Raw genomic sequence first — 18,857 nt, forward strand, 5'->3', positions numbered from 1 at the left:
ATGCCTGCTCCTTTACCGCCGGATGCGCCGAGCTTGCTAAATGCCCTTGCCGTGGGCAGCCGTGCGCTAATCAATGCTCACTTTTGGAGTGAGGGTGTTGATCAGCTATTGGCGGCGTTAGGGGAGGCATCGGGTGTCAATCGAGTGTGGATATTTCAAACCATAGAGCGCAACCCAGACGGTGTCCTGCAGGATTTTGTTTTTGAGTGGGCGTCTTCATCGCACTATCGTGAGCGAACGCAAAAACGCTTTCGCTTTTTTACCACGATGATTGACGATCCCGAGTATGAGAAAATGGTTAATCGCCGTGAGCGCGGAGAATCGTACACCTGTATTACGTCGAAGGTGGATTTGGGAACGCTGCGAGACAATTTGGAAAGCCAGTCGATTCAATCGATGGTGGCCGTTCCGATTATGGTGGATGGTCAGTGGTGGGGCACGTTGGGCTTTGACGACTGTGAACGCGAAGTTGACTGGGAGGGAGCGGGGTTGCAGGCGCTAGTGATCGGCGCCGAACTGATCGCCTCGGCTATTTATCGTCAGCATCTTACTCGTAGGCAGCGTCAGGTTGATCTGTTGCAGCAGGTCGCCGCCTGTGGCACCTGGGAGATCAATACGCGCAGCGGCGCCACCTGGTGCTCTTCGGCGTTGCTGCTTTCGCTGGGTTATCCTGGCGATTACGCTAGGCTCCCGTTGCGTCGCTTACTGGCCCATGCCATGCCCGCCGACCGCTTAAGGGTGTTTGGTTTGATTCGCGAGTACCAACAGCGGCTGCAAACCCAATGTCGTATTGATGTCCAGCTCAGGGTCGCATCCGGGCAGTGGCGCTGGCACGAGCTGGTGATGGAAAGCTACTACACCGATGATGGCTATTTGGCGCGTATTGGCGGCCTAGTCATCGATATTAGCCAACGTAAAAAAATCGAAGAGCAAGCCTGGGCGGCGGCGGAGTTTGACGCCTTGACCGGCACGCGCAACAGGCGCGGCTTGGCTAACCACTTAGTGCAACTCAATGAGCGTCCTGTCGTGTCAGCCTATTATATGTTGATGATTGATATTGATTACTTCAAACATATCAATGATCGCTACGGCCACCCCGCAGGGGATGAGTTATTGGTGGAGATGGCAAAGCGCGTCCATGATGTCCTGCGGCCGGAGGATTGTCTGGCAAGGCTTGGTGGTGAAGAGTTTGCTGTTACAGCCGGTGATTTATCGCACCAAAAGGCCGTCCAACTGGGCGAGCGTATCCGCCAACGAATAGCCCAGCAGCCGTTTTATCTGACGGCGAGTGATTCTCAAACGCCGACGATGGTGACACTCACCGTCAGCGTGGGAATAGCACCTTTGGCGCTCACCAGTGATTTAGACCACAGTCAGGCAGTAGCCGTTGCCCAGGCTGACCAAGCGCTCTATGCCGCCAAAGCGGCGGGGCGCAATCGCGTCGTGGCACACTGGCAGCCGTGATAACGCCTATTGATAAGGTTTATTGCTGCGACGGCGGAATCCAGGCGATCATATCGACTTCCACATCGGCGCCGCCCGCCAGGCCAGTCACGCCAATGCAGGTGCGGGTAGGTAGCGGCTGCGGAAAGTAGCTCGCGTAGACCTTATTCACTTCATCGAAATGGCCCATATTGGTAATAAACACCCTAGACTGCACCACATATTCAAAAGCGCTGCCGACTTCTTCCAGCACAATCGCCAGGTTCTGCATCACCCGGTGTGTCTGCTCGGTGAAAGTGCCCAGCAGCATTTCGTTGGTTTCCGGCACGGTCGGCATTTGCCCAGTGATAAACACCAGATCACCTACGCGGCACGCATGAGAAAACGGTGCGATGGGCTGTGGCGCGCGGTCAATAAACAGCTTTTCAATCATGCCTTTGTCCTTTATTTGATAGCCATTTTTTAAAGTCTGTTAACCATCATGGGCCTCAAATGAGACCCATGATGACGTACTTATCAACAGCTGCTTTGTCGATTGGGCTGTGGATTAATGCCCAAGAATCTGGCTCAGGAACAACTGGGTGCGTTCAGACTGCGGGTTATTGAAGAACGGTTCAGGCGCGTTTTCTTCAATGATTTGACCCTGATCCATAAAGATCACTCGGTCAGCGACCTTTTTGGCGAAGCCCATTTCGTGGGTGACACAAATCATCGTCATGCCCTCTTCCGCCAGTTCCACCATAACGTCCAGCACCTCTTTGATCATCTCGGGGTCTAGGGCGGAGGTGGGCTCGTCAAACAGCATCACGTCAGGGTGCATGCACAGTGAGCGGGCGATGGCCACGCGTTGCTGCTGGCCGCCCGAAAGCTGCCCAGGGTACTTAGTTGCCTGCTCGGCAATGCGCACCCGTTCCAGATACTCCATGGCCAGCGCTTCGGCTTCTTTACGGGGCTTCTTCTGAACCCACATCGGCGCGATACAGCAGTTTTCCAGCACCGTTAAGTGAGGAAACAGATTGAAGTGCTGAAAAACCATGCCGACGCTGCGGCGAATCTGCTCGATACGCTTAACGTCTTGGGTCAGCGGTACACCGCCCACCACAATTTCACCTTTTTGGTGCTCTTCAAGGTGGTTAATGCAGCGAATCAGCGTGGATTTACCCGAACCTGAAGGGCCGCAAACCACGATACGTTCGCCGCGTTTTACCTCAAGGTAGATATCACGCAGTACGTGAAAATCGCCGTACCACTTATTGACGTTGCGCATCTCGACCATCAGGTCAGAAGTGCTGGTGTCAGAGGTGTTAGTGGCTGCTTGTGTCATGTTGAAATCCTACTTAAATCGTAAAGAGATGCGGCATCAGTGCTTATGGCCGGTATTAAGCTTGCGTTCCAGGTACTGGCTGTAGCGCGACATGCTGAAACAGAAAATCCAGAACACAAACGCCGCAAATACATACCCCTCTATCGAGAAGCCCAGCCAGCGCGAGTCGGAAAGCGCCGCTTGCACAATGCCCAACAGGTCAAACAGCCCGATGATCATCACCAGGGTGGTGTCTTTAAACAGGGAGATAAACGTATTAACGATACCGGGAATCATCATCTTAAGTGCCTGCGGCATGACGATGAGCCCCATACGCTTCCAGTACGTCATTCCCAGCGCCGCGGCGGCTTCGTCCTGGCCTTTGGGGATCGCCTGCAAACCACCGCGAATCACCTCCGCCATGTAGGCGCTTTGGAACAGCGTGAGGCCGATCAGGGCGCGTACCAGGCGATCCACGCTGATTTCTGAAGGCAGGAACAGCGGCAGCATCACCGAGGCCATAAACAGAATGGTAATCAGTGGTACACCGCGCCAGAACTCAATGAAAATCACGCAGAAGGTTTTGACGATGGGCATGTTCGAGCGTCGCCCAAGGGCGAGCACGATACCAATCGGTAGCGCGCCAATCATGCCTACGCTGGCCAAGAGCAGGGTCAGCATCAAGCCGCCCCAGCGGTGGGTCGAGACACGCGGTAGGTCAAAGTAGCCGCCGTGGAGTAACACGTAGGCGATGACCGGGAAGATTAGCAGCGCAAACAGGGCCATCCAGCGCTTAAAGGGCAGGCGAGGAATGACCATCCAAGCAATAATGGCCGCAAACATGGCAAACACGATGTTGGCACGCCAATACTCTTCGCTTGGGTAAAGGCCATACATGAACTGGGAGAAACGCGCGTTGACGAAGACCCAGCAGGCGCCCGCCCGTGTGCAGTCTTCGCGGCTGTCGCCCACCCAGTTGGCATCGATAAACGCCCACTGAACGGTTGGCACCACCAGCAGATACAGTACGTACAGGCCCAACAGCGTGAAAACACTATTGATAGGACCGTTGAACAGGTTGCCCCGTAGCCAGGCAACCGGGCCGATCGTGCCTTTAGGCGCCGGACGCTGAGGTATGGTTTCTTTGTTGTGAATCATGGGGTCGCCTCCGGCCTAGCGTTCTACCAGCGCAACGCGAGCGTTGAACCAGTTCATGAACATGGACACCAGCAAGCTGATGATGAGATAGACCGCCATGGTCATGGCAATGACTTCGATTGCTTGACCGGTCTGGTTGAGCGTGGTGCCAGCAAAAACCGACACCAGGTCGGGGTAACCAATGGCGGTGGCCAGAGAGGAGTTTTTAATCAGGTTGAGATATTGGCTGGTCAGCGGCGGAATGATGACGCGCAAGGCTTGAGGAATCACCACCAGACGCAGAACGAGTTTTCGCGGCAAGCTAAGTGCTTGGGCCGCTTCGGTTTGGCCATGGGGAATCGCTTGAATGCCCGAGCGCACAATCTCAGCAATAAACGATGCGGTATAAATGGAAAGCGCCAGCCACAGGGCCAAAAATTCGGGAATGATAGTAATACCACCACCGAAGTTAAAACCACGCAGTACCGGCATTTCCCAAGTGACCGGAACGCCGGTCGCCACCAGTACCAGCAGTGGTAGGCCAAAAATAATCACCAGCGAGATCCAGAAAACCGGTATGCGTTTGCCGGTCGCTTCGTGGCGGCGCTTATTCCAGATGACCAACGCAATGCTGGCAATCATCGCTACCACAAAAGTAGCAGGGATCAATCCAAAGCCTGATTCAAACAGCGGTTGTGGCAAGTACAACCCGCGTACGTTCAGGAAAATGGCTTCGCCAAACGCCATGCTCTCTCTAGCGCTGGGTAAGGTACGTAGTACCGCGAAGTACCAGAAGAAAATCTGCAGCAGCAGCGGGATATTACGAAAGGTTTCGATATAGGCGTTGGCTAACTTGGCGATCAACCAATTGGGCGATAGCCGCGCAATACCGACGATAAACCCGATAATCGAGGCGGCAATGACCCCCAGCCCCCCGACCAGCAGCGTGTTGAGCAAGCCAATCACGAAGGTGCGGCCGTAGGTACTCTGGGAAGAGTACTCGATTAAGGTTTGACCAATACCAAAGCCGGCTGTGTTGCCCAAAAAGCTAAAGCCTGTGGTGATGCCGCGGGCATTCAGGTTGGCTTGGGTATTGCCGATAATATAGATCAGGAAAGCCGCCACAACGGCGACCAAAATGATTTGAAAAATAAGTGCGCGCTTAGCGCGGTCTCGCCAAAACGGCGGCTTGTGGCCGGCGGGGCGAATGTTGGGTCTTACAGACATGGATGGCGTCTCCGCTACACGGACGGTCAATCAGATGGCCCGCCAGGCCTTTGAAACAGATACCTGTAAAGAGGGTGGCGGGCCGGGGTCAAGCGAGACGCTTAGCGAATCGGGGGAGCGTACTGGAAGCCACCGTCGTTCCACAGGGCGTTAACACCGCGCTCGATTTCAAGCGGAGAGTCCATACCCACGTTACGTTCAAAGCTTTCAGCGTAGTTGCCGACTTGGCTAATGATGTTGTAAGCCCAGTCTGCTTCCAACTGCATGCCTTCCCCGTAGTTGCCGTCTTGGCCCAGCAGGCGAGCAACATCAGGATTTTCTGAGTTCAGCATCTCTTCAGCGTTTTCGCTGGTAACGCCGTACTCTTCAGCGTTAAGCATAGCGAACAGCGACCACTTAACGATGTTGAACCAAAGATCGTCGCCCTGACGAACAACAGGACCCAGCGGCTCTTTGGAGATAACATCAGACAGGATCATTGAGGCTTCAGGGTCATCTAGCTGAATACGAAGCGCAGCTAGCTGAGAGGTATCAGAGGTCAGAACATCACAGCGGCCAGCTTGATAACCACCCACGGTTTGCTCAGAGGTATCAAATACGATGGGGTTGAATTCCATGTTGTTAGCACGGAAGTAGTCAGCCAAGTTCAGCTCAGTCGTGGTGCCCGACTGAATACAGATAGAAGCACCGTCGAGCTCGTCGGCACCGGTAATGCCCAGGTCGCGGGAAACCATGAAGCCTTGGCCGTCGTAGAAGTTAACGCCGGTGAAGTTAAGGCCCAGCGTGGTGTCACGGGTAGTGGTCCAGGTGGTGTTACGTGAAAGTAAGTCAACCTCACCAGACTGCAGGGCGGTGAAGCGCTCAACGGCGTTTAGAGAAATATAGTTAACCGCATCCGCATCGCCGAGTACTGCTGCCGCTACTGCACGGCAAACATCAACGTCCAGACCCTGCCAATTACCGTCGTCATCCGGTGCTGAGAAGCCCGGCAAACCATCGCTCACACCACACTGAACGGCACCACGCTCAATAGTATCTTCTAAGGTGTCGGCTTGAGCAGTCGCCATTCCCGCTAGGCTCAGTGAACCAGCGGACGCCAGAAGCGCTAGATGTTTTTTATTGAACATTTAGTTTCCCTCGAAGTGATTAAAAACCGTCATTAAAATAGTTATGCATGCCGTAGCATGTCACTAAACCTAGCAAGGAAGATGCCAGCAAGGGTACAGGCGTGAATTCAGCGCTTTTCAACGCTACTCAATGGATTCGAGACGAACGTCTAGGTGCAAAAAATGTTACCACCCACCTCGCTTTGCACCTTTATAGGGCAAGCTGAGGTGGGCGGTGACAGAAAGTACGCGATGAACGGGGGGTTATTCGGCCGCGAATGCCTTGCGCATAAACGGAGGAAGGGCGAGCGCGCCGCGATGGGCATCAACGCTGTAGTACTCAAGCGGCAGCTCGTGGCTGGCGGCTGCCTGCTCGCGGAACGCATTCACATCAATGGCTTTACCCGCCAGTGTTACGCTCCACCAGCCTGATGGGTACACCGGCTGCGGGAAGGGCAGTGTGGCGACGCTGTTAAAACCCGCTTCAAGCATATCGTGGCGTAGCTCACGAATGATCGAACCCGTGTGGTAAAGCGGTGACTCGCTCTGTTGCACCATCACGCCGCCGCTTTTCAAAATACGGTGGCAGCGCTTGAGAAAGTCGGTTTTAAACAGCCCTTCCGCAGGGCCGACCGGGTCGGTTGAGTCGATAATCAATACATCGATGCTCTCATCAGGTGCATCGTCTACCCACTTCACGCCATCAGCGAACAACAGCTCGGCGCGCGGATCATTGTTCGATTCTACCAAGGTCGGGAAAAAGCGCTCGGAGGCTTTCGTGACTTCTTCATCGATATCAATCTGAGTAACTTTTTCAACGCCTGAGTGGCGCAGCACCTCTTTTAACGTGCCGCAGTCGCCACCGCCGATAATCACCACCCGCTTGGGGTCTCGATGGGTAAACAGCGCCGGATGCGCGATCATCTCGTGATAGAGGAAGTTGTCGCGGTCGGTCAGCATCACACAGCCGTCCAGCACCATGAGGTTGCCGTAAGTCTCGGTAGCATAGACTTCCAGATGTTGATACTGGCTCTGCACATCCAGCAGCTTTTCAGAGATCTTCAGCGAGAAGGCGCTGCCGTGGCTATCAAAGACTTCGGTAAACCACTGGTCGTCGCGTAATTCGCTCATCAATAGGCTCCTGAATGCGGTGTGTTGGATTGGGTGGGGATATCCCGATGGTATTGCGGGCTAAGTTCGTGCAGCGCCTCCATGAAGGCGGTGACGTTATCCGGGTTAGTAAACTGGCTGATACCGTGGCCCAGGTTAAAGACGTGGCCAGGGCCGTGGCCGTAGCTTTCGAGCACACGGGCCACTTCAGCGCGGATAGCCGAGGGGCGGGCAAACAGTACGTTAGGGTCCAGGTTGCCCTGCAGTGCGACCTTATGGCCAACGCGGGCGCGGGCATCGGAAAGCTCGGTAGACCAGTCGATACCCAGGGCATCGGCACCGGCGCAGGCGATATGCTCAAGCCACTGGCCGCCATTCTTGGTGAACAGAATCACCGGCACGCGACGACCATCTTGTTCGCGGATCAGGCCGGACACGATCTGCTCCATATAGCGCAGCGAAAACTCTAGGTACGCAGGCGTGGATAGCGCGCCGCCCCAGGTATCAAAAATCTGCACCGCCTGGGCGCCGGCGCGAATCTGCGCATTCAAGTAATCGGTGACCGCATGGGCCAGCGTATCTAGCAGCTGGTGCATGGTATCCGGCGTATCGTAAAGCATGGTTTTCAGGTGGCGGAAGTCCTTGCTGGAACCACCCTCCACCATGTAGGTCGCCAGCGTCCAGGGGCTGCCGGAGAAGCCGATCAGCGGCATGCGGCCGTTCAACTCGCGACGAATGGTCGACACCGCACGCATCACGTAATCCAAGTCGCGCTCGGCATCGGGCACGCTCAGTGCCGCGACTTCTTCCTGGGTGCGCACGGTTTTGCGAAATTTAGGACCTTCGCCGGTTTCAAAATAGAGCCCCAGGCCCATCGCATCCGGAATGGTTAAAATGTCAGAAAACAGAATGGCGGCGTCCAGCGGATAGCGCTCTAAAGGCTGCATAGTGACTTCGCAGGCCAGGTCATGATTACGGCACAGATCCATAAAGCTGCCCGCATCAGCACGGCTGGCGCGGTATTCCGGCAGGTAGCGGCCCGCTTGGCGCATCATCCATACAGGTGTGCGGTCAACGGGCTGGCGCGCTAATGCGCGAAGGAAACGGTCATTTTGTAACGGTGTGGTGGTCATAAATACTTGCTCTTAAGAAATTTGCCCGCATCGTACTTGAAGCAGTGCTTGGGGTCGTATTTGAAATCGTATGTGAGCAATTGTACTTGAAGATAGGCGCTAGGGCGGCGTAACCGGTGGCAAAAATCGTCGCACCCGATCAATTTTTCTCCTCTAATTAGCCAACTTTAGCTGCGTTGCCATCGTGAGGCGGGCGCCGCTTCCTGTTAGAATACTTGCCCATTTTGCCAACACTGGTGTGGTTAACTGGTTTGGTCAATCAGCGAGGTAACCTGTGACCATTCGCTTTATTGCCGCTTCCCAACTGCCCACCCCCTGGGCAACCTTTACGATGCATGGCTTCGAAGATGAGGCCACTGGCAAGGATCATATCGCCTTAACGTTGGGTGATGTGACCGGCGATGTGCCGGTGCTGGGGCGTGTGCACTCCGAGTGTTTAACCGGCGATGCGCTGTTTTCTATGCGCTGTGACTGTGGCTATCAGCTTCAGGAAGCGCTGAAGCGTATTGCCGAAGAGGGCCGCGGCGTACTGTTTTATCTGCGCCAAGAGGGCCGCGGAATTGGTCTGCTGAATAAAATTCGCGCTTATAATTTGCAGGATCAAGGCGCGGATACGGTCGAAGCCAACGAACGGCTTGGCTTTGGCGCCGACATGCGCCGCTACGACCTTTGCGTACCGATGCTCAACCACCTGGGCATTACGTCGCTGCGATTAATGACCAACAATCCGCGCAAAGTGGATGCCCTTACCCGCGACGGGGTGAACGTGGTGGAGCGCCTGTCGATCACGACCGGACTGAACCCGCATAACGAGCAGTACCTTGCCACTAAAGCGGGCAAGCTCGGCCATATGATGGCCCTGGATGACTTTACCCAGGCCAGCGATGTGGATATTGAGCGTAAGGGGTGATAGTGGCTATGCGAGGATGTTGAATTAAGGTGTTGTCAAATATTAGTTAAACACTGGAATGCCATGGCGGCAGCGGATGTGCGGTTTTCAACACCGAGCTTTCGAAAGACTTGCTCTAAGTGTTTATTAACAGTTCGGGGGCTCAATTCGAGTATTTGTCCGATCTCACGATTAGTCTTGCCTTGTGCAATCCATAGCAGTACTTGTGATTCACGGTTAGTTAGTCGGAGTTGGTTTTGTAAAAGCAAGCTTTCGCTGTCCCCATCCTGATGCAGCAAGCGGAATAAGTGCTCATTTGCGGTAGATTCGCCCAGGTATCTCAATCTTAAGGCGTTATGCGGCAAGGGCAGCGCTAGCTGGTCGCCGGTTTGCGGCGTTCGGGTTAGCCAGCGCTTAATTTGTTCCGCAAGCTCCGTGCGTGGGTTGATCAAATTCTCTTCAGCTATGTTGATCCAATCCTCGGCCTGAGGCGTACCCCAAAGCCATCTTCCTTGCGTGTCTGTTGAGAATGATACCTGGCCAAGTTTATCTAGGGCAGTGTGAGCACTTTGGGCGAGGCGGGCGTTATTGAGGTGTACGCGAATACGAGCCACCAATTCCTTTGGCCGAACGGGTTTTGTCACATAGTCCACACCACCAGCTTCAAGTCCCCGCACCACATCTTCGGTATCCGTTAGTCCTGTCATGAATATGATCGGTACGCTTGCTAACTCGGTATGTAGCTTAAGATGACGACAAGTCTCAAAGCCATCCATGCCAGGCATTAAGGCGTCCATTAGAATTAAGTCAGGCGTCATTTTCTCCGCGATTGAGATTGCTTGAGCCCCACCCATCGCTACCAATGCAGTTAATCCAGCCTGCTCTAAAGCATGATGAATCATTCCCAGGGAGTCGGCAGAATCATCAACGACTAGGATGAGATCCTTACGCTGAATCGGGTTCATGGCAATTTCTCCAGCAAACGCATCACTTGGTGGAAGTCAAAACGATCTAAAGCACTTTCCAGCGCTGTCGCCAGTGAAGAACTAATCCTTCCATGATACTGGGCGTCGTTCAGAGTGTTACGTAGACCACTGATATGGCCGATTTCTACTAGCGACAAGAGTTCTTCACGCAATGCCGCGTCAATATGGGCTGGGACTGTCAATTGAGTCTGAGCAAAATTAGGTGAAGAGGGGGGGTGATGATGCCATTTCAGCTGTAGCTGCCGTGCTAGTGCATCAAGAAGCGCTCCCTGCTTGAAGGGTTTAATCAAGTAGTCGTTATGCAACCCTTCGCTAAGCGCTTCCATTTGGCTCTCGCGGGCATTGGCAGAGAGCATCACAATAGGCCCCTGAAATCCTTGCTGGCGGAGTAGGCGAGCGGTTTGCCACCCGTCAGTGTCCGGCATGGCGATATCCATCAAGATCAAGTCATATTGGGTATGGCGGGAGAGCTCCAAGCTAGTCACCCCATCGGGCGCTTCTATTATCGTAAATCCCAGTGGTGTGAGCATGTCACTGAGTAGACCCCGATGAGAGGGATCATCATCGACCACCAGCAGAGTACATCGCTCACCTTGATATCCTTGAACTACCTGATGGGGCGATCTTACAAGCTCTAAGGGCTCTATACTGGATAGCATTACCGAAAGCCGAAACTCACTGCCGATTCCATGTGTGCTAATTACTTGTAGATCCCCGCCCATGATATCGGTCAGTAGTTTAGTAATCGTTAGGCCCAGACCGGTACCGTGGGCAACTGGTACACCGGGTTTGCGCACACGTTCAAAGGGTTTGAAAATTCGTTGAATGTCTTCCTCTTCTATACCTACTCCAGTATCGCGAATAGTGAATTCTGCCACCTGATTGCGGTAGCGAAAGTTTAGCGATACTTTGCCATGGTTAGTGAATTTAATGGCATTGGAGAGCAAGTTAATCAGTATTTGACGTAGGCGTTTTTCGTCGGTAATGACCCACTCCGGGATGCGTCCTTGGCTAGTAAAAGTGAAGTCGATGCCTTTTTCCTGAGCCTGAAGTCGAAACATTGCGACGAGTTCATCAATCAACTCGCTGACTCGTACTTGGTTTCGATACAGCTCCAGGCGGCCAGCTTCAATTTTGGAAATTTCTAACAGTCCTTCGATTAAATCAGAAAGGTGTTCGGTACTGCGGCGAATGATGGCGACCGCTTTTCGGCGCTCAGGTGGAATGGTGTCATCATGCTCAAGGAGCTGGGCATAGCCGAAAGCAGCATTAAGCGGTGAGCGAAGCTCGTGGCTTAGGCTCGTCAGATAGCGGCTTTTAGCTTGGTTGGCCGCTTCAGCAAGTTCTTTGGCTTTTTGTAGTTCTCGGTCGGTTTCCTCATGGGCGTCGATCTCCTCTAGCAGCATGCGCGTTTGGCGATGCGACTCTTCATGCGCCACCACCCGACTCTCGCTGGCCAGCACAAAGAGCCAAGCTACCACGCCGCTGACAATAACGAGAATGGCTAATATTTTAGCTAAAGTAGTGGCCATTAACGCCTCCACATCAGGCGTAAGGTCTGGGAGCTGGTAGAAAACAAGTATCAAGAACCCGGCAATCACCAGGGTTACAAGCATCAATAGGCTGGCGAAATGGCCCATGCGGGAGTTGAAATGCTTAAGCATGTGATTAGGGAGAAGTACGCCTAACCAGTCCATTAACTGCTCTTGAAAGGTGGCGTGCTGCTTGCAAACATCATTGCAGCGAGCGTCCAGAGAACAGCAGAGCGAGCATATAGGTGCGTTATAAGCAGGGCAAAAGGCCATATCTTCGATATCGAAATGGTGCTCGCAGATGATACAACCGTGGCCCTGGAGAATCGATTTGGGTTCTGGAGTGCGGGCGATGTAATAGCGTCCTTTGGTTAGCCACGCGATAGCCGGAGCGCTAACAAACGCGGTCAGTAAGGCTAGAAAGGATGCGAGTGCTGCTGCCGTTTCACCCCAAAGCCCTCCTCTAGCGGCGAGCGCAACAGCCGTCGCCAGTAACATTGCACCGAAGCCGACAGGATTGATGTCATAGAGGTAAGCGCGCTTGAACTCGATATGGCGCGGACTGAGCCCCAACGGTTTGTTGATTACTAGATCTGCCACCAAAGCACCGATCCAGGCCATTGCGACCATTGCGTAGTTGGCCAAAATAACTTCAAAAGCGCGGTAAATGCCAATCTCCATGAGTACCAGCGCGATCATTACGTTGAAGAGTAGCCATACCACTCGACCTGGATGGCTATGGGTAAGGCGAGAGAAAAAATTGGACCAGGCGATGGAGCCGGCATACGCATTGGTGACGTTGATTTTCAGTTGTGAAAGCACAACAAAAATGCCCGCCAGCGCCATTAACATGGCAGGATGCGTGGTGACATGGCTGAACCCTACCAAGTACATATGCATAGGTTCCTGAGCAAGTTCGGCGGCCAAGCCGTGATGAATGGCGAGAACCGCCAGGAACGAGCCTGCCAATGCCTTGACGGCACCAATAATGATCCAGCCTGGGCCCCCGGCGAGCATTGCCGACCACCAACGCAAGCGTTTACCAGGCTGAGCTTCGGGTAGAAAGCGCAGGTAGTCGACCTGCTCCCCTATTTGGGCGACGAGAGAAAACATCACGGTTGTGGCTGCACCGAATAACAGCAAATTAAAACCTTGAGTCCCTATCATATGGTTGTCGAAATCGACCCAGCGCTCGAGAGAGTCGGGATCCTGTAATAAAATAAAAATAAAGGGTAACAGCTGAAGGAATATCCATAGGGGCTGAGTCCACACTTGGAAACGACTAATGTAGGTAAAGCCGTGAGTCACAATAGGTATTACCACCAGAGAACTGATGATGTACCCAAAGGTAAGAGGAACGTTAAATAACACTTCCAAAGCCATCGCCATAATAGCGGCTTCTAAAGCAAAGAAGATAAAAGTGAATGTGGCGTAGATGAGGGATGTCAACGTCGAGCCCAGGTATCCAAATCCTGCGCCGCGAGTCAGGAGATCGATATCCACTCCGTAGCGCGCCGCATAATAGCTGATAGGTATGCCGAGCAGAAAAATAACAAACGTGACCACTGCGATGGCGGCAATAGCATTAGTAATGCCGTAGTTGAGAGTAATGACGCCCCCAATCGCTTCCAGAGCCAAAAATGAGATTGTTCCTAAAGCCGTCAGGGCAACACGTTTGGCACTCCAGCGCCGTGCGGATTTGGCTGTAAAGCGTAGCGCAAAATCTTCTAATGTTTGATTAGCTACCCATTTATTGTAGTTGCGCCTAACCGGAAATATACGCTGTTTTGTGCTTGTCATAGCGGGCCTTGTATCGGCCAATGGATATCGGCCAGCAGGGTTGGATGACCTCTTAACGCTCAATGCTGAGAAGAATTATGCAACGTCCATGCCCGAGGCGTATTAGTGATCTTAAACGGTAGGTAAGAGGGTAGGTATGGGGTAAATGACGTAGTGGTCTGGTGCATTCCGCGCATGGTTGGCTTACCTAGGTCTCCCCATACTCAATAGCGAGGGATCAGCAAGATTCCGCGGTTTTCCGCTGACTTGCGTTCCGCTGATTAGTTTTCGCTGACTTGGGGACTCACCATCATGACGACGACACATACCACGCTGTCGCATTTGCGGCGTTTTTTATTGACCGGAATTGTGGCACTGCCTATCGCGCTGAGCATTTCGTCGCACGCTTTAAGTGCACCACCCACCGAAGAGGTCAATACCACAGGACTTGCCGTGACTGACGATACGGTACAGGTAGGTATTTTGCATTCATTGACAGGCACGATGGCCATCAGTGAGACAGGTTCGGTCGAAGCCGAACAGTTGGCGATTGAGCAAATCAATGCACAGGGTGGAGTGCTTGGTCGTCAAATTGAGCCGATTATTGAAGACGGTGCGAGTGATTGGCCAACCTTCGCAGACCGAACACGTAAGTTGCTAACTCAGGATAATGTTCCGGCCATCTTCGGTGCCTGGACATCGGCCTCGCGCAAGGCAATGCTACCTGTGCTAGAGCGTGAGAACGGCCTGCTTTACTACCCAACTTTCTATGAAGGACTCGAAGAGTCTCCAAATGTCATTTATACCGGCCAGGAAGCCACCCAGCAGATATTGGCGGGAATTAACTGGGCTTGGAATGAACAGGGCGCGCGTACCTTCTACCTAATCGGTTCGGATTACATCTGGCCGCGTACCTCAATGAAGATTGCCCGCATCCATATTGAAGAAGTGCTTGGCGGTGAAGTGTTGGGCGAGGATTACGCCCCGTTGGGACACACTTCCTTTGGCTCCAACATCAACCGTATTCGCCTTCGCAAACCTGATGTCATTTTTGCGGCGGTAGTCGGCGGAAGTAACGTTGCTTGGTTTCGCCAGCTTAATGCCGCAGGGATTAATGCCGACAATCAAACGTTGTTGACTATTTCGGTCACTGAGGATGAGGTTCTCGGTATTGGTGGTGAGAACGTCGAAGGCTTTTACTCCTCCATGAAATATTTTCAGAGCCTAGATAACGAAAATAACGCTGCATTCGTGGAAGCGTTCAAGGAGCGCTGGGGTGAAGACAGCGTTATTGGAGACGTTTCACAAGCCGCCTATCTCGGGCCATGGTTATGGAAGGCAGGTGTCGAGAAAGCGGGCAGTTTTGACGTAGACGCGGTTTCTGCTGCCATGGCCGATATCGAGTTGACGACAGCGCCGGAAGGTTACGTCCAAGTGCATCCTAACCGCCACTTATGGAGCAAAACACGCATAGGTCGCTGGAACGAAGATGGTCAAGCTACCGTTGTGTGGGAGTCTGATCTCGTCGAACCCAACCCTTTCCCAGAAGGTTATCAATAAGCTTCGATTCACATCACGGCGGTGCAAGCCGCTGTGATGTTGTTGCCAAATATTGATTTTTGTTACAGGGGGAGGCCGCCATGAGTGGATTTAGTACCCAAGAGCTACTAGCAATTTTTGCCATGCAAGGCTTTGCTGGCGTGAGTTTTTTTAGTGTTTTGCTACTGATGGCCTTAGGTCTGGCTATCATCTATGGCCAGATGCGCGTTATCAACATGGCACATGGTGAATTTATGGTGATAGGCGCCTACGCCACTTACCTCTGCTCTATCACTCTAGGTGCCTTGCCTGGGATGACTGACTACTATCTTTTCTTCGCCATCCCTATCGCATTTGGTAGCGCTTTCCTAGTCGGCTATGTCGTCGAGATAGCGCTCATAAGGCATCTTTATCACCGCCCTCTGGATACTTTGCTAGCGACCTGGGGCTTGGCCTTGATCATGCAGCAAGGATTTCGATCAGCCTTCGGTGCCCGCGAGGTGAGCGTGTTGGTGCCGGACTGGTTACGTGGCTCCTACCGCCCCACCATGATGATTGATATTCCGCTTAACGGTATCGCCATCTTGGTGCTTACCCTGCTGGTGACATTAGGTGTGTGGTGGTTCCTGTATCGCTCGCGCTGGGGACTGCGCGTGCGCTGTACTACCGCCAATCGCGATATGAGCGGCGCGGTGGGCATTAACACGAAACGGGTTGATCGCGTCACCTTTGCGCTGGGCTGTGGCATTGCCGGTATTGCTGGCGCGGCCTTTACCACCATTTCCTCCACCGGCCCCACCAGTGGTTCGCTGTATATCGTTGATACCTTTCTCGTGGTGGTATTTGGCGGAGCGGGCAGTCTAGTGGGCACTATCGCGTCTGCCTTCTCCATCGCTCAAGCCCAGTCACTTATGGAATTCTTCCTGGGTTCCTCTATGGCCAAGGTACTCACGCTGCTGACGGTGATTGGCATCTTACTGCTGCGCCCCGAAGGGCTTGTGGCTAGCAAGGTTCGCCGCTAAGGAGTCCTATCTAATGAACAGACTTTTCAGTTTTTTTCAGGATCGTCATGCTGGCTTAGGCAGCATTTTGCTGCTGGCAATCGTCCTGATGGTTGTTATGCCGCTTGTGTTTGATATTTACCGCCTTAATTTGGCAGGGCGTTATTTGACCTATGCTTTTGTGGCGCTAGGCCTGGTGCTGTGTTGGGGGTATGGCGGAATTCTCAGTCTTGGGCAGGGCATTTTCTTTGGCATCGGTGGCTATGCCATGGCGATGTTTTTGAAGATTGAAGCCTCAGACCCAGAAAGCACCAGCATCCAGACCACGCCGGGCATACCCGACTTTATGGACTGGAACCGTATCACAGAATTGCCGTGGTTCTGGGTTCCCTTCAATAGCCTAACGTTCACCATCATCGCGGTGCTGGTGCTGCCTGCGGCTTTTGCCTTTTTGATTGGCTTTGCCATGTTCAAGCGGCGTGTTAGTGGCGTTTATTTTGCGATTATCACCCAGGCCCTAGCGGTGGTGCTGACAATCCTGATTATCGGCCAGCAGGGCTATACCGGTGGCATTAATGGCATCACCGATCTGCGTACCTTGATGGGGTGGGATATTCGCGATGATAGCGCCCGCTATCTGCTGTATTACCTTAACGCCGTTTTGTTAATCGGGTGCTTGCTGATTGGTCGTTGGGTACTGAACTGCAAATATGGTCGCATTCTGACCGCTTTGCGCGATAAAGAGGAGCGCGTGCGCTTTTCCGGTTACGACGTGGCCAACTTTAAGGTGTTCATCTTTTGCCTGGCGGCGTTCATTTCCGGCATCGGTGGCGCGATGTTCACACTCCAGGTTGGCTTTATGTCACCTTCCTTCATCGGCATCGTGCCCTCCATCGAGTTTGTGATTTTTGCCGCAGTGGGCGGGCGATTGTCACTGGTGGGTGGCGTCTATGGGGCGCTATTGGTCAGCTTTGCTAAAACCATGTTTGCCGAAGCCTACCCGCAACTATGGCAGTTCTTGATAGGTGCCGTTTTTATCTTGGTCGTGCTGGTGCTGCCCTACGGATTGGCCAGCATTTATGGCCGCTTTGGTCACCGTATGCGCACCCCTTTTGAACGCTGGCTCGGCGATAGAAAGGCTCGTTCATCTGCTTCAAGTGGTGGTTTTCAAGAGCCGTTGCAGGAGAAAAGGCCATGAGCTCGAACACTAATTTTCTACTCTCTATTGAAAACTTAACAGTCTCTTTTGATGGTTTCAAAGCCATTGAAGGTCTGAACTTATACATGGATGAGAGTGAGTTACGAGTCATTATCGGGCCGAACGGTGCAGGTAAGACCACGCTGCTGGATATGATTTGCGGAAAAACCCGTGCTAGTGAAGGGTCGATCAAGTTCAGGGGCAAAGAGCTTACCCGTATGCGGGAGCATCGTATTGTCTGGGAGGGTGTAGGACGCAAGTTTCAGACGCCTTCTATTTACGAGGAGCTGAGTGTGTTTGACAACCTTGAAGCTTCCTATCCTAGGGGACGAAGTGTCTTCGGCGCCTTGGCGTTCAAGCGTGACGAGGAAGTGCTCCGCCGCATTAATGAAGTGGCCAAGGAGATCCAGCTGGAAACGCGGCTTGATGAATCGGCTGGCTTGCTCAGCCATGGCCAAAAGCAGTGGCTGGAGATCGGCATGCTGCTAATTCAAGATCCAGAGCTATTGATGCTAGATGAGCCAGTAGCAGGGATGAGCGTAAGTGAACGCGAAGAAACGGCGCATCTGTTACGAAAAATTGCAAAAGGACGGTCAGTGATCGTCATTGAGCACGATATGGAATTCGTTGCCTCTCTGGGCGGCAAGGTAACGGTGCTTCATCAAGGCAAAATCCTAGCAGAGGGCGACATGCAGACACTTAAGCAGGATCAGCGCGTCATTGATGTTTATTTAGGCCATTAAAGGAGAGCACCATCATGCTTGAAGTCAATGGTTTACATGTTAGCTATGGTCAAAGTGAAGTTATCCACGGCGTCAGTTTCGACATGAATCAAGACGAAACCTTGGCCATCATGGGTCGCAATGGTATGGGCAAGACCACCCTATTCAAGGCTTTGATCGGGGTGCTGCCAAGCGGGGCGGGAAGTATTCGTTTGGATGGCAAAGAACTGAGTGGCCTGCCCGCCCACAAACGCGTTGCCGCTGGCTTGGCCTATGTTCCCCAGGGACGAATGATTTTCCCCAACCTCACGGTGATGGAAAACATTGAATCTGGTCTTGAGACAGCGAGAACCCGCAAAGTGCCGCGGGAAATTTTTGACCTGTTCCCGGTATTGTTGGATATGCGCAACCGTAAAGGTGGCAACCTTTCTGGCGGCCAGCAACAGCAGCTCGCCATTGCTCGGGCGCTTGTCACTGAGCCCAAAGTATTGCTGCTTGACGAGCCTACGGAAGGTATTCAGCCATCAATCATTAAGGAGATTGCTCGGACACTTAATGACATTCGTGAGATGAAAAAAATCGCCATTCTCGTTTCCGAACAAGTACTCAGCTTTACCATGGAGATCGCTGACCGACTTACCGTCATTGAGCGGGGAGAGTTTATTCATGAAGAGAGTCGAGCCACTGCCGATCAAGCCAAGATCGCCAGCTATCTGGCTGTTTGACCTGTCTGTTTTCTAATCAAGCCATTG

Annotated in this window: 16 protein-coding genes; 7 read left to right on the plus strand and 9 right to left on the minus strand. The window is 53.0% G+C overall.

The window, feature by feature from the left end:
- Complete coding sequence (locus V8L71_RS05730) at positions 1 to 1,464, plus strand: sensor domain-containing diguanylate cyclase (RefSeq protein WP_336273478.1); 1,464 nt, start codon at positions 1 to 3, stop codon at positions 1,462 to 1,464.
- Positions 1,465 to 1,483: 19 nt separating this feature from the next.
- Here the strand turns inward: V8L71_RS05730 and V8L71_RS05735 are convergent, their stop codons facing one another.
- From V8L71_RS05735 to hemE, 7 genes are all read right to left on the minus strand, one after another.
- Positions 1,484 to 1,876 (minus strand): RidA family protein, encoded by a 393-nt coding sequence (locus tag V8L71_RS05735; RefSeq protein ID WP_022521312.1) that lies wholly within the window; start codon positions 1,874 to 1,876, stop codon positions 1,484 to 1,486.
- Between the two features lie 114 nt (positions 1,877 to 1,990).
- Positions 1,991 to 2,719, minus strand: a complete 729-nt coding sequence (locus tag V8L71_RS05740; RefSeq protein ID WP_035583650.1) for an amino acid ABC transporter ATP-binding protein — start codon at positions 2,717 to 2,719, stop codon at positions 1,991 to 1,993.
- Positions 2,720 to 2,803: 84 nt separating this feature from the next.
- Complete coding sequence (locus V8L71_RS05745) at positions 2,804 to 3,904, minus strand: amino acid ABC transporter permease (RefSeq protein WP_101146860.1); 1,101 nt, start codon at positions 3,902 to 3,904, stop codon at positions 2,804 to 2,806.
- 15 nt (positions 3,905 to 3,919) lie between these two features.
- Positions 3,920 to 5,110: an amino acid ABC transporter permease gene (locus tag V8L71_RS05750; RefSeq protein WP_336273479.1), complete on the minus strand. Its 1,191-nt coding sequence runs from the start codon at positions 5,108 to 5,110 to the stop codon at positions 3,920 to 3,922.
- 101 nt (positions 5,111 to 5,211) lie between these two features.
- A complete protein-coding gene (locus V8L71_RS05755; RefSeq protein ID WP_176303935.1) occupies positions 5,212 to 6,237 on the minus strand; it encodes an amino acid ABC transporter substrate-binding protein in 1,026 nt (341 codons plus the stop codon).
- A 243-nt stretch (positions 6,238 to 6,480) separates the two neighbouring features.
- Entirely contained in the window at positions 6,481 to 7,347 is an 867-nt protein-coding gene (gene speE, locus V8L71_RS05760) for a polyamine aminopropyltransferase (protein WP_336273480.1), read from the minus strand.
- Positions 7,347 to 8,459, minus strand: a complete 1,113-nt coding sequence (hemE, locus tag V8L71_RS05765) for a uroporphyrinogen decarboxylase (protein ID WP_336273481.1) — start codon at positions 8,457 to 8,459, stop codon at positions 7,347 to 7,349. Before hemE ends, speE begins: the two co-directional genes overlap by 1 nt.
- Before the next feature lie 274 nt (positions 8,460 to 8,733).
- Between hemE and ribA the strand changes: the two genes are divergently transcribed.
- Positions 8,734 to 9,369, plus strand: a complete 636-nt coding sequence (gene ribA / locus V8L71_RS05770; protein WP_336273482.1) for a GTP cyclohydrolase II — start codon at positions 8,734 to 8,736, stop codon at positions 9,367 to 9,369.
- A gap of 35 nt (positions 9,370 to 9,404) precedes the next feature.
- Here the strand turns inward: ribA and V8L71_RS05775 are convergent, their stop codons facing one another.
- Positions 9,405 to 10,313, minus strand: coding sequence for a response regulator transcription factor (locus tag V8L71_RS05775; protein ID WP_176303932.1), 909 nt, complete (start codon positions 10,311 to 10,313; stop codon positions 9,405 to 9,407).
- Positions 10,310 to 13,666, minus strand: a complete 3,357-nt coding sequence (locus V8L71_RS05780) for an ATP-binding protein (RefSeq protein WP_336269351.1) — start codon at positions 13,664 to 13,666, stop codon at positions 10,310 to 10,312. The genes V8L71_RS05775 and V8L71_RS05780 overlap by 4 nt, the downstream gene beginning before the upstream one ends.
- A gap of 291 nt (positions 13,667 to 13,957) precedes the next feature.
- Here V8L71_RS05780 and urtA point away from each other — a divergent pair, with 291 nt between their 5' ends.
- The 5 genes from urtA (at position 13,958) to urtE (ending at position 18,830) form a co-directional block, all read left to right on the plus strand.
- Positions 13,958 to 15,205: an urea ABC transporter substrate-binding protein gene (gene urtA / locus V8L71_RS05785; protein ID WP_176303930.1), complete on the plus strand. Its 1,248-nt coding sequence runs from the start codon at positions 13,958 to 13,960 to the stop codon at positions 15,203 to 15,205.
- A gap of 80 nt (positions 15,206 to 15,285) precedes the next feature.
- On the plus strand, positions 15,286 to 16,206 hold the full coding sequence (gene urtB / locus V8L71_RS05790) for an urea ABC transporter permease subunit UrtB (protein WP_176303929.1): 921 nt from the start codon (positions 15,286 to 15,288) through the stop codon (positions 16,204 to 16,206).
- Between the two features lie 13 nt (positions 16,207 to 16,219).
- Positions 16,220 to 17,383, plus strand: coding sequence for an urea ABC transporter permease subunit UrtC (urtC, locus tag V8L71_RS05795; protein WP_176303928.1), 1,164 nt, complete (start codon positions 16,220 to 16,222; stop codon positions 17,381 to 17,383).
- Entirely contained in the window at positions 17,380 to 18,126 is a 747-nt protein-coding gene (urtD, locus tag V8L71_RS05800) for an urea ABC transporter ATP-binding protein UrtD (RefSeq protein ID WP_336269353.1), read from the plus strand. Before urtC ends, urtD begins: the two co-directional genes overlap by 4 nt.
- A 14-nt stretch (positions 18,127 to 18,140) precedes the next feature.
- A complete protein-coding gene (gene urtE, locus V8L71_RS05805; RefSeq protein WP_176303926.1) occupies positions 18,141 to 18,830 on the plus strand; it encodes an urea ABC transporter ATP-binding subunit UrtE in 690 nt (229 codons plus the stop codon).
- Positions 18,831 to 18,857 lie beyond the last annotated feature (27 nt).

The sequence above is a fragment of the Vreelandella indica genome (genome assembly GCF_037070225.1).
Taxonomy (GTDB): Bacteria; Pseudomonadota; Gammaproteobacteria; order Pseudomonadales; family Halomonadaceae; genus Vreelandella; species Vreelandella arctica.

Excerpts from the sequence above, each read along its gene's own strand:
- V8L71_RS05730 (WP_336273478.1), top strand. The coding sequence starts at position 1 with ATGCCTGCTCCTTTACCGCCGGATGCGCCGAGCTTGCTAAATGCCCTT.
- V8L71_RS05735 (WP_022521312.1), bottom strand. The coding sequence starts at position 1,876 with ATGATTGAAAAGCTGTTTATTGACCGCGCGCCACAGCCCATCGCACCG.
- V8L71_RS05740 (WP_035583650.1), bottom strand. The coding sequence starts at position 2,719 with ATGGTCGAGATGCGCAACGTCAATAAGTGGTACGGCGATTTTCACGTA.
- V8L71_RS05745 (WP_101146860.1), bottom strand. The coding sequence starts at position 3,904 with ATGATTCACAACAAAGAAACCATACCTCAGCGTCCGGCGCCTAAAGGC.
- V8L71_RS05750 (WP_336273479.1), bottom strand. The coding sequence starts at position 5,110 with ATGTCTGTAAGACCCAACATTCGCCCCGCCGGCCACAAGCCGCCGTTT.
- V8L71_RS05755 (WP_176303935.1), bottom strand. The coding sequence starts at position 6,237 with ATGTTCAATAAAAAACATCTAGCGCTTCTGGCGTCCGCTGGTTCACTG.
- speE (WP_336273480.1), bottom strand. The coding sequence starts at position 7,347 with ATGAGCGAATTACGCGACGACCAGTGGTTTACCGAAGTCTTTGATAGC.
- hemE (WP_336273481.1), bottom strand. The coding sequence starts at position 8,459 with ATGACCACCACACCGTTACAAAATGACCGTTTCCTTCGCGCATTAGCG.
- V8L71_RS05775 (WP_176303932.1), bottom strand. The coding sequence starts at position 10,313 with ATGAACCCGATTCAGCGTAAGGATCTCATCCTAGTCGTTGATGATTCT.
- V8L71_RS05780 (WP_336269351.1), bottom strand. The coding sequence starts at position 13,666 with ATGACAAGCACAAAACAGCGTATATTTCCGGTTAGGCGCAACTACAAT.
- urtA (WP_176303930.1), top strand. The coding sequence starts at position 13,958 with ATGACGACGACACATACCACGCTGTCGCATTTGCGGCGTTTTTTATTG.
- urtB (WP_176303929.1), top strand. The coding sequence starts at position 15,286 with ATGAGTGGATTTAGTACCCAAGAGCTACTAGCAATTTTTGCCATGCAA.
- urtC (WP_176303928.1), top strand. The coding sequence starts at position 16,220 with ATGAACAGACTTTTCAGTTTTTTTCAGGATCGTCATGCTGGCTTAGGC.
- urtD (WP_336269353.1), top strand. The coding sequence starts at position 17,380 with ATGAGCTCGAACACTAATTTTCTACTCTCTATTGAAAACTTAACAGTC.
- urtE (WP_176303926.1), top strand. The coding sequence starts at position 18,141 with ATGCTTGAAGTCAATGGTTTACATGTTAGCTATGGTCAAAGTGAAGTT.